At 35.4% G+C, this 15,002-nt stretch carries 15 protein-coding genes and 1 pseudogene; 8 read left to right on the forward strand and 8 right to left on the reverse strand.

What is annotated here, in order from left to right; translation table 11 throughout:
- The first annotated feature begins 5 nt into the window (after positions 1-5).
- The 5 genes from OMO38_RS19365 to OMO38_RS19385 all read left to right on the forward strand — a co-directional run bounded on the left by OMO38_RS19365 (position 6) and on the right by OMO38_RS19385 (position 4,205).
- On the forward strand, positions 6-353 hold the full coding sequence (locus tag OMO38_RS19365; protein WP_264751827.1) for a hypothetical protein: 348 nt from the start codon (positions 6-8) through the stop codon (positions 351-353).
- Between the two features lie 20 nt (positions 354-373).
- Positions 374-940: an elongation factor P gene (efp, locus tag OMO38_RS19370; protein ID WP_229985692.1), complete on the forward strand. Its 567-nt coding sequence runs from the start codon at positions 374-376 to the stop codon at positions 938-940.
- Positions 941-1,191: 251 nt separating this feature from the next.
- Entirely contained in the window at positions 1,192-2,091 is a 900-nt protein-coding gene (locus OMO38_RS19375) for a UDP-3-O-(3-hydroxymyristoyl)glucosamine N-acyltransferase (RefSeq protein ID WP_264751828.1), read from the forward strand.
- Positions 2,092-2,529: 438 nt separating this feature from the next.
- The gene (sucD, locus tag OMO38_RS19380) at positions 2,530-3,402 is read left to right on the forward strand and encodes a succinate--CoA ligase subunit alpha (RefSeq protein ID WP_264751829.1); all 873 of its coding nucleotides are present in this window, start codon (positions 2,530-2,532) and stop codon (positions 3,400-3,402) included.
- Positions 3,403-3,527: 125 nt separating this feature from the next.
- A complete protein-coding gene (locus OMO38_RS19385; protein WP_264751830.1) occupies positions 3,528-4,205 on the forward strand; it encodes a porin family protein in 678 nt (225 codons plus the stop codon).
- Positions 4,206-4,281: 76 nt separating this feature from the next.
- On the opposite strand, the gene OMO38_RS19390 is transcribed toward OMO38_RS19385, so the two are convergent.
- From OMO38_RS19390 to OMO38_RS19410, 5 genes are all read right to left on the reverse strand, one after another.
- Complete coding sequence (locus OMO38_RS19390; RefSeq protein ID WP_264751831.1) at positions 4,282-5,190, reverse strand: hypothetical protein; 909 nt, start codon at positions 5,188-5,190, stop codon at positions 4,282-4,284.
- Positions 5,191-5,277: 87 nt separating this feature from the next.
- The gene (locus tag OMO38_RS19395) at positions 5,278-5,817 is read right to left on the reverse strand and encodes a helix-turn-helix domain-containing protein (RefSeq protein WP_264751832.1); all 540 of its coding nucleotides are present in this window, start codon (positions 5,815-5,817) and stop codon (positions 5,278-5,280) included.
- Between the two features lie 60 nt (positions 5,818-5,877).
- Positions 5,878-7,188, reverse strand: a complete 1,311-nt coding sequence (locus OMO38_RS19400) for an ABC transporter permease (RefSeq protein WP_264751833.1) — start codon at positions 7,186-7,188, stop codon at positions 5,878-5,880.
- Between the two features lie 5 nt (positions 7,189-7,193).
- Positions 7,194-8,105, reverse strand: a complete 912-nt coding sequence (locus OMO38_RS19405; protein WP_264751834.1) for an ABC transporter ATP-binding protein — start codon at positions 8,103-8,105, stop codon at positions 7,194-7,196.
- Between the two features lie 101 nt (positions 8,106-8,206).
- Positions 8,207-8,557 carry a T9SS type A sorting domain-containing protein gene (locus OMO38_RS19410; protein ID WP_264751835.1) on the reverse strand — a complete coding sequence of 117 codons (351 nt, stop codon included), beginning with the start codon at positions 8,555-8,557 and terminating at the stop codon, positions 8,207-8,209.
- 119 nt (positions 8,558-8,676) lie between these two features.
- Between OMO38_RS19410 and hemB the strand changes: the two genes are divergently transcribed.
- Positions 8,677-9,666 (forward strand): porphobilinogen synthase, encoded by a 990-nt coding sequence (hemB, locus tag OMO38_RS19415; RefSeq protein WP_264751836.1) that lies wholly within the window; start codon positions 8,677-8,679, stop codon positions 9,664-9,666.
- An 87-nt stretch (positions 9,667-9,753) separates the two neighbouring features.
- Here the strand turns inward: hemB and OMO38_RS19420 are convergent, their stop codons facing one another.
- The 3 genes from OMO38_RS19420 to OMO38_RS19430 all read right to left on the reverse strand — a co-directional run bounded on the left by OMO38_RS19420 (position 9,754) and on the right by OMO38_RS19430 (position 10,849).
- The gene (locus OMO38_RS19420) at positions 9,754-10,194 is read right to left on the reverse strand and encodes a hypothetical protein (protein WP_264751837.1); all 441 of its coding nucleotides are present in this window, start codon (positions 10,192-10,194) and stop codon (positions 9,754-9,756) included.
- Positions 10,142-10,477: a hypothetical protein gene (locus tag OMO38_RS19425; protein ID WP_264751838.1), complete on the reverse strand. Its 336-nt coding sequence runs from the start codon at positions 10,475-10,477 to the stop codon at positions 10,142-10,144. Before OMO38_RS19425 ends, OMO38_RS19420 begins: the two co-directional genes overlap by 53 nt.
- Before the next feature lie 81 nt (positions 10,478-10,558).
- Positions 10,559-10,849 carry a TM2 domain-containing protein gene (locus tag OMO38_RS19430; protein ID WP_264751839.1) on the reverse strand — a complete coding sequence of 97 codons (291 nt, stop codon included), beginning with the start codon at positions 10,847-10,849 and terminating at the stop codon, positions 10,559-10,561.
- Between the two features lie 326 nt (positions 10,850-11,175).
- On the opposite strand from OMO38_RS19430, the pseudogene lptB reads away from it, so the two are divergent.
- Together lptB and OMO38_RS19440 are read left to right on the forward strand one after the other, a co-directional pair.
- Positions 11,176-11,901: pseudogene (gene lptB / locus OMO38_RS19435) on the forward strand (LPS export ABC transporter ATP-binding protein); the annotation flags it as partial.
- 842 nt (positions 11,902-12,743) lie between these two features.
- Positions 12,744-14,468 (forward strand): ABC transporter ATP-binding protein, encoded by a 1,725-nt coding sequence (locus OMO38_RS19440; protein ID WP_264751841.1) that lies wholly within the window; start codon positions 12,744-12,746, stop codon positions 14,466-14,468.
- Positions 14,469-15,002: the final 534 nt, after the last annotated feature.

Consider the following 15,002-nt stretch of genomic DNA (forward strand, 5'->3'; position numbering starts at 1 on the left):
CAATAATGAAAACTCTAATCTTGATTTTTACAGCTTTTTCGGCATTTGCTTTTGGGCAGCAGAAAAAAAATTTGGAATTGATTACGAAAGATTCTTTAGCGGTAAAAAATGTAAATTCAATTTTAGACTATTCCAAAAAGACATATGTCAGATCTGGTACAGATTTAAGTTTAAAATCGGAAGTCCACTATAATACCAATCAGTTATTAATTAACAATAATAACTTTGATAATATAAATGGAGGTCGTTATGGTGATAACTCCCATCCTTGGTCGTTATTAAAACCTAGATTAAATATCATCAATACTCAGGTCAGAACATTAATGTCTATTCCCGTTTACAAATCAAAATAAAAAAAACATACTATAAATAAATGGCAACAAGTAACGATATCAAAAAAGGTCTTTGCATAGAATACAGCAATGATATTTTTAAAGTAATCGAATTTCTTCACGTAAAACCGGGTAAAGGTCCAGCTTTCGTAAGAACAAAATTAAAATCAGTAACCAACGGTAAAGTAATTGATAATACTTTTTCTGCAGGTCACAAAATTGATGAGGTAAAAGTTATTACAAGAAAATTCCAGTATCTTTATGATGATGAGAATGGTTTCCACTTCATGAATAACGAAGATTTCTCTCAATTATATTTAGACAAAGAAATGATTGAAAACTCAAACCTGATGAAAGCAGGTGAAGAAGTAACGATCATTTTGAAAGAAGCTGATGAAACTCCGCTTTCTGCAGAACTTCCTCAGTCTGTTTACTTAGAGGTTGTAGAAGCTGATCCGGGTGTAAAAGGAAATACAGCGACCAACGCTTTGAAAAACGCTATCGTTGAGACAGGAGCAAGAGTAATGGTTCCTCTGTTCATTGAAGCTGGAGACAAAATTAAAGTGAGCACAGAAGACGGTTCTTACTTAGAAAGAGTAAAAGAATAAATATTCAAAGTAATATAAAGCTGGAAGCGTTAGTTTTCCAGCTTTCTTATTTTAACAGCATTTTAGCGACTTCTATTTGCTGATTTTTTATGGCAGCAATTTCCGCCCTCCGTTCCCGCTTTTTTTACTTTTTATAAAAATAAAAAAGAGCTCCACTCAGGTCGGGCTGCGATTCAGACCGAAAAATAAATCTTGTCTGCGTATGAATTCCAGACAGGGTTGATTAAACTAAAAAAACATCATTAAAACATATGACGTTTCATCAGCCACAAAAATTAAAAACAATTGCAGATCTTATCGGAGCAAAATTTGTGGGTTCCGAAGATTTTCAGGTTTTTGGTACCAACGAAATTCACAGAGTAAAATCCGGTGAAATTGTATTTGTCAATCATCCGAAATACTACGAAAAAGCTTTAAATTCTCCTGCCACCATCATCTTAATTGATAAAGAAGTGGAATGCCCTGAAGGTAAGGCACTTTTAATTTCTGACGATCCATTCGGAGATTTCAATAAAATCAATACCCATTTCACCAAAATATATAATTTCACAGAAACACTGCATGATGTGGAAATAGGTGAGGGGACAAAAATTCATCCATCCGCAGTTCTTGGCAACAACATTACCATCGGAAAAAACACAATTATTTTCCCGAATGTTGTCATCGGAGACCGCACGGTGATTGGTGATAATGTTATCATACAATCCAATACCGTTTTGGGTGGAGACGCATTTTATTACAGAAAATTAGATGGAAATTTTGACCGTTTGATCTCCGTAGGAAACGTGATCATCGAAAATAATGTAGAAATCGGAAATGGCTGTACAATTGACAGAGGAGTTACAGATTCTACGATCATTGGCGAGGGTTCAGTGCTGGACAATCAGATTCAGATTGGTCACGATACTGTCATTGGTAAAAAGTGTTTAATTGCTTCTCAGGTCGGTATTGCAGGCTGCTGCATAATCGGTGATGAGGTAACCTTATGGGGTCAGGTCGGCATCGCTTCAGGGAACAATATCGAAAGCGGCTCTGTCTTACTAGGCAAAACCGGAGTCAACAGAGATCTTAAAAAAGGTACCTACATCGGGATGTTTGCCGAAGACTATAAAACGTATCTTAAAAAAGAAGTGAAGCTTAGAAATTTATAATTGAGTAAGCTAAGCTTTCTTTTTATTCCTTTTCGATCATCACTTAATAAAAATAGAATTTTCGTGCACAACCCTGATTTTCAGGAGATATGGGTAGAGCTGTTCCATGACGGAGAAATTTAATGGTATAGAAGTTATTTTGCTACTTGTCATCATGGTTCTGTAAAGCGTCAGATATTTTAGAACAATGGGATGGTACAAAAGTTCGGCTGATTTGTGAGCAATAGAGAAAGATTGAAGTCATCAATGAGTGATAAGGCATGCCGAGCGCCGCTTATCGAGAATATTATTTATGATAAATTTAATGATATGTATTTGCACAATTTATTAAAGAAATATGACGAATAAATCGGAATCAAACTTTTTTTTTACGGCAAATAATCGCTATTTTTGTGAGCATTAAGAATTAGATAAAAAATAAATTAAAACAACAATAAAATGTCAATTTTAGTAAACAAAGATTCTAAAGTAATTGTACAAGGTTTTACAGGTAACGAAGGTACTTTCCACGCTGGTCAGATGATCGAATACGGAACCAACGTAGTAGGTGGTGTTACTCCAGGAAAAGGAGGTAGCGAGCACTTAGGGAAGCCGGTATTTAATACTGTTGCTGACGCTGTGGCAAAAGCTGGAGCTAACGTCAGTATCATTTTTGTACCACCTGCATTTGCTGCAGATGCGATCATGGAAGCTGCTGAAGCGGGTATTAAAGTAATCGTATGTATTACAGAAGGTATTCCTGTTGCAGACATGGTAAAAGTAAAATCTTATATCGCTGATAAAGAATGCAGATTGATCGGGCCAAACTGTCCTGGAATCATCACTTCTGATGAAGCTAAAATTGGTATTATGCCAGGTTTCGTTTTCAAAAAAGGAAAAGTTGGAATCGTTTCAAAATCTGGAACGCTTACTTATGAAGCTGCTGATCAGGTGGTAAAAGCTGGTTTCGGTGTTTCTACAGCAATCGGAATCGGTGGTGACCCAATCATTGGAACTACGACAAGAGAAGCTCTGGAATTGTTCATCAATGACCCGGAAACTGAAGCGGTTGTAATGATCGGTGAAATCGGTGGTGGTCTTGAAGCTGAAGCTGCAAGATGGTATAAAGCGAGCGGTTCTACAAAACCTGTTGTTGGGTTTATCGCTGGTCAAACTGCTCCTAAAGGTAGAACAATGGGCCACGCAGGTGCTATTGTTGGAGGTGACGAAGATACAGCTCAGGCTAAAATGGAGATTATGAGAGAAAACGGTATCAATGTAGTAGATTCCCCTGCTGACATCGGTGTTACTGTTGCTAAAGTTTTAGGATAATCAAAAACTGAATATAATGAAATCGCCTTCCCTGATTGAGGCTACGCATTAACTTTGGGTAGGCGATTACATTACTTGTCCCGACACTGGTCGGGATAACCATTAAGAACAAATACAATGTACATATGAAAAAATTTTTATTAACATCAGCTTTAGCACTTTCTACTCTGTCTTTTGCACAAATCGACTTCAGTAGTACAAGATTTGGGGTTACCGCTGGTGGAAACTATTCAAGAGTTAAAAATGCACATAATCCTTCAGGAGCAAGATTTGCTTTTCAGGGTGGTGCGTTAGCTTTAATTCCTATAGGTGGTGCTAATCAGTTTTATCTTCAACCTGAGGTTACTTATTATGGTGCCGGAGAATCAGGAAAAGATAAAGATGCCAAAAGCGCTGACGGTTATAATGCAGTCTATGCCAATAATTATTTAAGCGTTCCCATTTATTTCAAAGGATATTTTTCTGAAGCAGAATCAGAATTTTTTGGAATGATCGGACCAAGGTTTAATTTTTTATTGAGCCAGAATGTTAAAAACGTCCCTGCAGGAAGACCTTATTACGATCCGGATGTAACGGTTCCTAATTATCCACAAATCAGCGGGAAAGCAAACAGCTTCAACTTCGCAGTCGGTTTGGGAATTGGGTATAGCTATAAAAGACAACTTGAATTAGCTGTAAAATATGACTTCGGTGTTTCAAATACGTACCCGAATCTGATCGAAGATTTCACAAAAGACCCGAATACGGCCAAAAAGAAATCTGAGCAGGTTCTTAGCGTAAGCTTAAGCTATATTTTCGATTAAAAATTTTTCATTTAAAACATATAGAATCCCGGAACTTACTAGCTTCGGGATTTTTATTAAATTTAAAATTGTTATTTTACTGAATGGCAATTTTCTGTTTTCTACAATCAATGTAGATAGAGCTTTTTATAAATATTTTATTTCCCAGCATACCTGTCATTCCCGAAAATTTCATCATGAGATATTGACTTTTTGAAAATCCCTCCACATAGGTAACCTCATTCAAAGGAATTGGATGGTTCTTAAATAGTATGGAATTTCTACTTTTTGCGGTGTAACTAGTTAGTATATTATCCCATGAACGCTCTTTCTTTTCAACTACATTAGAATTACTAGATTTCAGTTGTGTCCAAAAGTTTTTATTGGTTAGTAGTTCGTAAGCGCTTGTCCCTGAATCATAAAGAAACTTTTCTTTCTTATCTTTTAAAAACCCTTCGAGAATAACTTTTCTCTTTTTAAACTTAAAATCGATAAGACTCTCTCTAAAGTTAATGGGTTCTTTAGATATATTTAAAGTAACATAGTTTTCATTAAAATTAATAAGTGTTTTTCTGTCTTCTAAAATATCAGCGCCAATTGTACCAATTATTTTCAGAGAGTCGGTTTTTTCTTGCTTAATACCATCAATGATGATGAATTTATCTGATGAAACTTTAGTATTTCCAATATTAAAACAAGATTTAGCCCGATTATTTTTCACACTGATTTCTTTTATCGCCTTAATTGAGTTAGAGTAAAATACCGTGTTTGGTGAGCCGGTATCAAATTGCATATAAAATGTATCAGACTCAGAAAAACGAATGGGAAGTAGAACTGCATTCTTATCGGTTCCTAACCATTTTATAATGATTTTTCCACTTTCATTCTGTAAGGTTAGATAATTTTTTTCAGGAGTAAATTTTTTATCAAAATATAAATAGCCTCCCACTAAAGAAATGACTAAAACCGACAAAAAGGAAAACATTATTTTCTTAAAAATTTTCATTTTATTTTTTTGTACAAGATTCGGTTTTTAATATCAATTTAGATATAAAAGGGATACGACAATATTGCGTCAATATTATGACTGTAATTATATGAAATTGATTTTCAGCTTTATAGATAATTCGTTTTTCGTATTAAGACTAATACCGTTTTTAATGATAATGAACAGTTTTAGAATGATAAATAGAAGTAATGGTATAATGAAAATAGGAAATTCTACTGACAGAATTTTTTGAATAAATGGACTTATAATCATGGAAACAGATATCACTAATGCTGCAAGAATTTGTACACATAAAATATTTTCCCCGAGCTCTTTATTCTTCTTATCTTTTGTTTTCAATGTTAAAATTAGAGGGAAAATGATCCCGCCAAAAGGAATAATAAGACCAGATAAAGCGGAAAGATTAATCAATTTTGCTCTGTCAGTACTGATGTGTTCTTCTGTTATAAATAGGTTCTCAGGCTCTGTTTGTAGGCTTAACGCAAGAGTCTTAAAAGTAAAACCTTTGGGAATATTTCCGGCTTCTATTCTCTGTATCGTTCTTAGAGAAAGTCCTGATTTTTCTGCAAGTTCAGATTGGGTAAGCTTTTTTTCTTCCCTTAATTGTCGAACGATTGTTTTCATTCTATTTGGCTAAAGTTTGTAAATAAACAGTAATTAAAATGATCAGTAGCGTAGTGCAAATTAGCTCCTAATCCACTTCCAGATCTCCTTCATCGTAGCCTTATTTCCATACATCAAAATTCCTACTCTGTAAATCTTTCCTGCTAAGAAAATCATAAAAATAGTCGTTGCCAGTAATAAGAAAATGGATAAAGCAATCTCCCACGCCGGAACACCGTAGGGTATTCTCGCAATCATCGCAACAGGCGAGGTGAAAGGAATAATAGATAACCAGAATCCTAAAGGTCCGTCAGGGTTATTCATCAGAGAAAAGCTTCCATACATGCCTAAAGTCAGAGGCAAAATAGCAAATAAAGTAAACTGTTGCGTTTCTGTTTCGTTATCCACTGCTGACCCTATAGCTGCGTAGATCGAGCTGTAAAAGATATAGCCTAAAAGGAAGAATACAATAAATACAAAGATGATTAAAGGGAAATTTAAATCCAGTAAACTGTGAGAAATCTGTGTAAATATTTGTAAAATATCCAATTTATTTAAAATGCCTTCATCTCCTCCAGGAATATTTTTCTGAACAGACGAAAATCCGGTATTCAAGATTAATGCCCCAATTACAGACATAGATATCCAGACAATAAACTGGGTTAACGCAACCATTGTTACTCCAAGAATCTTTCCCATCATCAGCTCGAAAGGCTTAACGGAAGAGATAATGATTTCAACCACACGGTTGTTTTTTTCCTCCAGCACACTTCTCATCACCCGTACTCCATAAATAATGATAAACATAAAGGTAACGTACATTAAACCTAAACTTAATCCGGTTTTCACCCCAAAAGCAAGGTCCGAGTCTTCTTTATTATCTTCTGAAACGTTGATTGTTTTCAGTTCAAAATTCCTGTCAAGATTATTGAGCTGAGATTCTGCAATACCTAGCTGCTTAATTTTTTCTTTTCTAATCACATTGCTAATATCAGAGATAATGCGCTGCTTGGTATCAAGACCAATCTTGGTATTGACTACTAATCTTGTATTTTTTTCTAAATCATCAAAATTCTGACCTGCGATCTGAGGCAAGATCAAAATTCCATCTAAAGATTCATTCCCTTTAAGGTTTTTGATTTTTGAATTTTCATCAGCGACAGGAACGAAAACATATTCCAGTTTATCATTCGATTTAAGCTGACCTTGGAACAAACCGCTGTTGTCAACCACTTCAATGATATTGTGCGACTCGTTGGCTTTAAACATCAGTCCAATCACGGCACCAAATCCGATGATCATAAGCGGAGCCAGTAAAGTAAGAAGAATGAATGATTTTTTCTTTACCTGCGTAAAAAATTCTCGCTTTGTAATTAAATATATATTGTTCATAAAATTTAAGAATGATTACCAACGGCATTAATAAACACTTCATTCATACTCGGGATTTTCTCTTCAAACGATCTTACTTTTCCGGCCTGTACCAAATCAAGTAAAATATCATTTTGATTCACCGTATTTTTCAGGTCAAACGAAATCAGATTGTTCTGCTCAGATAAATTGAAAACGTCATATTTATTCTGGAAATTCTGAAGTTGCTCGCTGTTCACATCCGATAGGGTAATTCCAAAAATATTCTTTTTAAATTTTTCCCGCACATCAAAAACTCTTCCGTCGATTATTTTCTTGGAATTATCGATTAACGCAACATAATCACACATTTCTTCCACGCTTTCCATTCTGTGGGTAGAGAGAATAATGGTCGTTCCGTTGTTTTTAAGTTCGATAATTTGATCTTTAATTAAGTTGGCATTTACAGGGTCAAAACCTGAAAATGGTTCATCAAGAATCAAGAGGTGAGGTCTGTGGAGAACAGTCACCACAAACTGTATTTTCTGTGCCATACCCTTAGACAGCTCAGACAGTTTTTTCTTCCACCACTGGTCGATATGCAGTTTTTCAAACCATTTTTTGGCTTCATTCAGCGCATCGTTTTTTTTCATCCCTTTCAGTTCCCCGAAGTAAAGAATCTGATCTCCCACGCTCATATTTTTGTATAAACCGCGTTCTTCAGGCATGTAGCCAATGTCTCTGATGTGATTGGGATTCAGCTTATCTCCATTGATCATCACCTCTCCGGAATCTGCCTGTGTAATTTGATTGATAATACGGATAAAAGAGGTTTTTCCTGCTCCGTTGGGTCCCAGAAGACCGTAGATACTTCCTTTCGGCACATGTATGCTAAAATCGTCCAATGCTGTTTTTTTTCCTGCAGTGTAGGTTTTAGTAATATGTTCAGCTTTTAGCATTCAGTTGTTTTTTTATAATGAGTATAAAAATAATCCGAAAGTTACGGAATTAAAAGAATTTTGCTAAAAGAAAAAATCCTGATGTTGATCAGGATTTAATATTATTGTTTTACTATTTGAGTAACCTTTTGCGTATTGTCGCTGAGAATGTAGCGAATAAGATACTTTCCGGGTTTTAATTTTTCTATGTTGATTTCAGCTCTGTTGGCGTTAACATTATAATTGGCAACCTGTGTTCCTAATATAGAGTAGAAGATAACTGACTTAATTTTCAAAGAAGCATCTTTGGCTTTTACCACCAAAAAGTCTTTAGCAGGATTTGGGTACGCAGTAAGAACTCCATCATCAGACTTCTGAGAAGTTGACGAAGGCTCTTTTATCTGTGCTTTAAGATTGTCGGAAAATCCAACAAAAGCGCCCATAAATATAATTAAAAGTAAAAGTTTTTTCATCTAACGTATAATTTGCATAATTATTACTAACAAAAGTAATAAATTCTATAATCATCTGCAATAGTTTTTTATAGAACTTATATTAAATTTGCAATAAATTATTCAAAAAGTATTCCAAAATGATATATTCAAGAAACAGAAGATTGAGAGTAAATGAATCTATGAGAGGCCTGGTAAGAGAATGCAGTCTTTCTACAGACGATTTTGTAATGCCGGTCTTCGTCATGGAAGGTGAAAACAAAGAAGAGGCAATTTCTTCAATGCCGGGAATTTTCAGACGCAGCATCGATTTGACGGTTAAGGAATGTAAAGAATTATTTTCTTTAGGGGTAAAAGCGGTTAACTTGTACATGAAAGTGTCAGATCATCTGAAGGATAACACCGGAAAAGAAGCCTGGAACAAAGATGGGTTAATGCAAAATACCATTAAAGCAATAAAAGATGCCGTTCCTGAAATGGTGATTATGCCTGATGTAGCATTAGATCCTTATTCAATCTATGGTCATGACGGAATTATAGAAAACGGCAAAATCATGAACGATGCAACCAACGAAGCTCTGGCGAGAATGTCAGTTTCGCATGCAGAAGCCGGAGCAGACATTGTGGCACCGAGTGATATGATGGATGGCCGTGTTTTGGCAATTCGTGAAGCGTTGGAAGAAAGCGGTTTTTATGATGTAGGAATTTTAAGTTATGCTGCCAAATATGCGAGTTCATTTTACGGACCGTTCAGAAGTGCTTTAGACAGTGCACCGAAAGATGATATGGAAATTCCAAAAGATAAAAAGACCTATCAGATGGATTTTCACAATTCGCGTGAAGCGTTGAACGAAGTTTTCAAAGATGTGGAAGAAGGTGCAGATATCATTATGATCAAACCGGGTCTTCCGTACTTGGATATCGTTTCAAAAGTACGTGAAGCCATCGATTTACCGATTGCGGTGTACAATGTAAGCGGAGAATATGCAATGTTGAAAGCTGCAGCTCAAAACGGATGGTTGGATAATGATAAAGCCATCATTGAAAGTTTAACATGTTTCAAAAGAGCAGGAGCAGATATGATTTTCACGTATGCAGCGAAAGAGGCAGCGATTCTTTTAAACAGATAGAAAGTAAGTCAAGAGTTATCAGTTATGAATTATGAATTGAACGAAAATATTTCAACTCATAATTCATAACTTTTAACTTTCAAAAAATTATTTAAAATCAAAATCTTTTCCTTTGGTAAATTTTGCCGCAAAAGGAGACTGGTTTCCGGAGTATTTTAGAACAAAATGCTTCTTCGTATCCGTATCAACTTTGGTTTCCACTTCCACATTTTGCGTCTGGAAACTCACGTCTAAGCCAACTCCCGATTCTTTTTCAAGAAAAATTTCTACACTTTCGGCATAAAATAATGAGGTGCTTAAATAATTAAATTTAATATTCTTCCGATAGGTTTTCGATTCAGAATCTGTAAACTCAGAATATTTCCGTAAGATTTCAATTCCGGGAGAATCGATATTTGTAATTCTTGACTTCGTCACGCCATTTACCCGTACAGAAAAACTTTTGGCACTGTTGATATTTCCATTAATTCCAATATTAAAAAGAGAAGGCAAGGCTGTATTCCACCATACTTTCTTTGGTAAATTCAAAATCAGGAATTAAAGCCGGATGTTTGGGAACATTTAAAAGCTGTTCTCTTACGTTTTTTAACTGCTCGTCAGAGAATAAGAATCCGATGAGATTATTATTGGTCGTTCGCCAGTTTCTGCCGTTCCATTCGTAAATTTCGCATAGCAAAGTATCAGCAGAAGAATGGGGGAGAAGATCAATATCCTGCCATTTAAAAACCTCTTTTGCATAAGGTCTTCTGTTGATTAAATTTACACCTAAATCTAAAGCAAGTAATTCAGTTAACTGTTGGTTATTTTCCATAAAATTTAAATTGTGATTGGTAAACTAAATTTAAGAAAAATATGCTTCAAATGAGACTGATCAGCGAATTTGTTTTAAAATTTACAACCAGCCTTTTTTGTTGTGGACATACGTATTGTCAAATTGTTCATCGCTCATCAACAGATAAATGATTCCTTCGATAAATGGGATAATTGATGCTACTCCACAGGTAACGACATTTAACACCAGTTGAATTACTCCTTCTTTTGTATATCCCAAATAGAATTTATTTAGAGCTAGCCACCCGACTAGAAGACCCAGAAGCGCAGCCGGAATTTTCTTTTCTGATTTATAGGGTATATTATTTTGCTGTTGAGTATTGCCGTCTTTTGTGTAACCGTAATTTTCCATAATAAACTTTGTTTGTTGTTTTTGATAAGTAGCATTAAAATCTTCATCGTTACATAAGATTTTAAGATTACTGAAAAATTAATATTGATTTGTACGATTGTCCGCCATTTGTTGTCATCAAGAATACATCGTATTTCATTGTTAAGTTCACGCCTTTGTATATTTTAACACCGGTCAGGATTTAAAATTCTTTGTTTGGCATTGTGTTAAATTTAATGTTATGACAAATTGCGGATTTTCAATATGATTTATTAAAATATCATAAAACTCACGCAGTCATTTTTTAATCTTAAATTTAAATTCAAAAAAACTTTATCTTTGCCTTTATGATTTTACGAGGAGAAAACTTAATCAAAGAATACGGTCCCAAAAAGGTTGTAAAAGGCGTTTCTGTACAGGTTCAGCAGGGAGAAATTGTAGGTTTGCTGGGTCCTAATGGAGCAGGTAAGACGACATCATTTTATATGATCGTAGGTTTGGTAAAGCCAACTTCAGGAAAAATCTTTCTCGATAAACAGGAAATCACAACTGATGCAATGTACCGTAGAGCCCAAAAAGGAATCGGTTATCTGGCGCAGGAAGCTTCTGTTTTCAGAAAACTGTCTGTAGAAGATAACATTATGGGAGTTTTACAATTGACTAAACTTTCAAAACGGGAGCAGCAGATCAAATGTGATGAACTGATCGAAGAGTTTTCATTACAGCATGTCAGAAAAAACCGTGGAGATTTACTTTCCGGAGGTGAAAGACGTAGAACGGAAATTGCAAGATGTCTGGCAACAAGTCCAAGCTTTATCTTATTGGATGAGCCGTTTGCGGGAGTTGACCCGATTGCGGTTGAAGATATTCAGAAAATTGTAAGAAGTCTGACCGATAAAAACATCGGAATCCTGATTACCGACCACAACGTACAGCAGACTCTGGCGATCACCAATAAAACCTATATTATGTTTGAAGGTAAAATCCTGAAAGAAGGTTTACCTGAAGAACTGGCAAATGATCCGCAGGTAAGAGAAGCATATTTGGGTGAAAACTTCGTTTACCAGAGTATTTTCGACAAGGCAAGCAAGAAAACTTATGCCTACAATATCTGGGCAGGGAATTTTGATTCAAAATCTCAACTGCAGGGTTTTGTGAATGAGAACTTTGCTCAGTATGATGACCTCAGATTGATGTATGGTTTTGAAGATATCAGTTTTGCTTCTTTAGCCAACTCCGAAATCGAGCATATTTTTGCTGACGTTGTGGATAAAAATGCAAATAATTCTTTTGTTTTTCAGCGTAAAGAAATCAATTCGCAGTACTCTATGGAGCAGGCTGAAGCGGAATCTAAAGCGGCAAGTAAGTCTGAACTTCATTATCTGACGACTTATGTTTACGAAGGGTAAATTTTTTCTATAATTTATTTAGAAAATTATTTTTCAACATTAAGTTCAAAAAGTTTAATTTAAAAATTCTGCGGAAGTCTCACTGAGCCGCTAAAGCTTATCTTAGTTTTAGACTGTTGAATTTGTTTTAAAAAAGACTTGGTGAGCATTTGTAAGTGAAACGGCTTTGTGAAACTTGTAACATCTTATTGGAGAAAAAAAACTTTGAGTACTCTGTGTTCAAATTAAGTCAGCAAATTGAAAGTCTGAATGTTAGCATTTTGCTTAATGATTTACTTCAGTAAAACTTAAAAAAATCTAAAACATATTAATTCAGAAAACTTAGTGTTGCTAATGTTTTAAATTGAGTTAATTATTTGGTAAAAAATATATTAAAACGTACCTTTTCTCTCAGAAACGGTACGTTTTTCATTTAAAACCAATTCATGGCAAAACCTTTCACAAGAGCACTCAGTATTTTCGGGATTTACAGACAGCTGAAACCTTTCATTAAGCCGTATCGGCTGATGATTTACGGAACTTTGTTTCTTACTTTTTTAGGAGCAATCACGGCTCAGGTCAATGCGGTAGTTTTAAAATATACGGTTGACGAAGTAGAGAAATTAACCAAACTTCCCAGTCCGATGTCGGAAGGAATTCATGTGCTTTTAATTATTTCCGCCATACTTTTAGGAAAAGAAATTGCTAATATTTTTATCAGTTTCGGACAGAAATTTTATGGTGAGAAAATCAGAATTAATGTAAGTTCGGTTTTGGCGCAATCTGCGATTGATAAAATTTTGACGTATAAAGTTGCCTATTTCAGTGATGAAAACCACGCCTCCGGAAAATTACAGACCAGAATCGACCGTGGAATTGAAAGTTTAACGAAGCTTGTTCAGAACTTTTTCATCGATATTTTGCCCATGTTTTCCAATGCGATTATCGCTTTGGTCATTATGTACATGCAGAATGTGTATGTTGGTCTGGTTTCCACGATAATTGTCCCGATTTATTTTTATGTCACTTCCATGCAGGCAAAAAAACTGGGTGGCGTTAGAAGGCAGCTTCGGAATCAGCGCGAACAGAAGACTTCAGGATTATTAAATTTAATCAATTCCATTTTGGTGATCAAAAGTTTCGTACGTGAAAAATTTGAAGGCAAAAAACAGTTTGATCTGCAGATGCAACTCATGGACAGCCAGATGTACACCCGGAAAACCAGTTTTATCTACGAAGGTTTAAAGACATTCATCGAGCAGATTGGTGTGGTTTTGATTATTTTACTGACGGTTTATTTGGTTTTGAACCAGCAAATGACTTTGGGCGCTATCATGCTTCACATCATGTTGTTCAACAATGTTTCTTCGCCGATCAGACAGCTTCACAGAATTTATGATGACATGAATGATGCGATGATTTACGCGGAAGGTTATTTCGAAATTTTAAATGCTGACGAAGAAGCCGAGCCCAACGGAACGCTGAAAGAAGCCATGACTTCTGAAAATTTTGAGCTCAAAAACGTCAATTTCACCTATCCGAACGGAACTCAGGCTTTACACAATGTTTCTATGTCCATCGAAAATGGAAAAACGACAGCTTTAGTTGGCTTAAGCGGAGCTGGAAAGTCCACCATCATTAATCTTTTATGTAAATTTTATCTTCCCGATACTGGCGAAATTTTATTGGATGGAATCAATCTGAATCAGTATGACAATGCTTATCTGCGAAATGATATCGGTTTGGTTTTACAGAAAAACCATATTTTTCAGGGAAGTATTGAAGACAACATCCGCTACGGAAATATGAATGCAGGTTTTGAGGAGATTGAAGAAGCCGCTAAAAAAGCCTATCTCCACGAGCAGATCTTAGATTTACCCGAAAAATACCAGCATGATGCCACCCAACTTTCGGGCGGACAGCAGCAGAGAATTGCCATCGCCAGATTATTCCTTAAAAATCCACCCATTATTTTCCTGGATGAGCCAACTGCCAGTTTGGATGCGATTGCCACCGAACAGATTAAAAACTCTTTAGATGCGATCAAAGAAGGACGAACGGTGGTGATTATTTCGCACTCGCTTTCCCAGATTTTAGATTCAGATAAAATTTATGTGATGAAAAAAGGTCATGTGGTTGAAAGCGGAACACATGACGAACTGGTGCAGATGAACGGGACTTATCGTGAGATTTTTGATGCGTCAGCAAGGAGTTTGAATCTGGATAAACTGGTGAATTCTTTTAAGAATTAGTTTTGTTAATTGATCAGTTTATAATTTACAAGGCTGGAATTTTGTGATGCATGATTTACTCAAAGTTTAATTAAAAGCATCACATTTCCTAAGGATAAAGATTTCGACAAGTCAGTCGGCTTATCTTGGAAAAAAATAGCTTAAATCAATTTATTGATTACCCTTTGCTCCTTAAGATCTCGCACAAAAAAATAAATCTTTGCGTTTAAAAAACAGACAGATTACATTTGCAAAATAATGAACGACCATTACCTCAAGAAACTCAACCGAGTCACTGCCATTTTCACCCAGTTACAGTCAAAAATGATTGTACGAGCTCAGGATTTGGCCGAAAAATTTGAAGTTAGCTTAGAGAATGTTCAGTTGCATTATTAACGCAAAGTTTAATTAAAAGCAGCCCATTTTTATGCAACAAAGATTTCGACAAGTCAGTCGGCTTATCTTGGAAAAAAATAGCTTAAATCAATTTATTGATTACCCTTTGCTCCTTAAGATCTCGCACAAAAAAATAAATCTTTGCGTTTAAAAAACAGA

Source organism: Chryseobacterium kimseyorum (genome assembly GCF_025971945.1).
Lineage (GTDB): Bacteria > Bacteroidota > Bacteroidia > Flavobacteriales > Weeksellaceae > Chryseobacterium > Chryseobacterium kimseyorum.

Bases quoted from the DNA above. Each gene is read 5' to 3' on its own strand.
- OMO38_RS19365 (WP_264751827.1), top strand. From the start codon at position 6: ATGAAAACTCTAATCTTGATTTTTACAGCTTTTTCGGCATTTGCTTTT.
- efp (WP_229985692.1), top strand. From the start codon at position 374: ATGGCAACAAGTAACGATATCAAAAAAGGTCTTTGCATAGAATACAGC.
- OMO38_RS19375 (WP_264751828.1), top strand. From the start codon at position 1,192: ATGACGTTTCATCAGCCACAAAAATTAAAAACAATTGCAGATCTTATC.
- sucD (WP_264751829.1), top strand. From the start codon at position 2,530: ATGTCAATTTTAGTAAACAAAGATTCTAAAGTAATTGTACAAGGTTTT.
- OMO38_RS19385 (WP_264751830.1), top strand. From the start codon at position 3,528: ATGAAAAAATTTTTATTAACATCAGCTTTAGCACTTTCTACTCTGTCT.
- OMO38_RS19390 (WP_264751831.1), bottom strand. From the start codon at position 5,190: ATGAAAATTTTTAAGAAAATAATGTTTTCCTTTTTGTCGGTTTTAGTC.
- OMO38_RS19395 (WP_264751832.1), bottom strand. From the start codon at position 5,817: ATGAAAACAATCGTTCGACAATTAAGGGAAGAAAAAAAGCTTACCCAA.
- OMO38_RS19400 (WP_264751833.1), bottom strand. From the start codon at position 7,188: ATGAACAATATATATTTAATTACAAAGCGAGAATTTTTTACGCAGGTA.
- OMO38_RS19405 (WP_264751834.1), bottom strand. From the start codon at position 8,105: ATGCTAAAAGCTGAACATATTACTAAAACCTACACTGCAGGAAAAAAA.
- OMO38_RS19410 (WP_264751835.1), bottom strand. From the start codon at position 8,557: ATGAAAAAACTTTTACTTTTAATTATATTTATGGGCGCTTTTGTTGGA.
- hemB (WP_264751836.1), top strand. From the start codon at position 8,677: ATGATATATTCAAGAAACAGAAGATTGAGAGTAAATGAATCTATGAGA.
- OMO38_RS19425 (WP_264751838.1), bottom strand. From the start codon at position 10,477: ATGGAAAATAACCAACAGTTAACTGAATTACTTGCTTTAGATTTAGGT.
- OMO38_RS19430 (WP_264751839.1), bottom strand. From the start codon at position 10,849: ATGGAAAATTACGGTTACACAAAAGACGGCAATACTCAACAGCAAAAT.
- OMO38_RS19440 (WP_264751841.1), top strand. From the start codon at position 12,744: ATGATTTACGGAACTTTGTTTCTTACTTTTTTAGGAGCAATCACGGCT.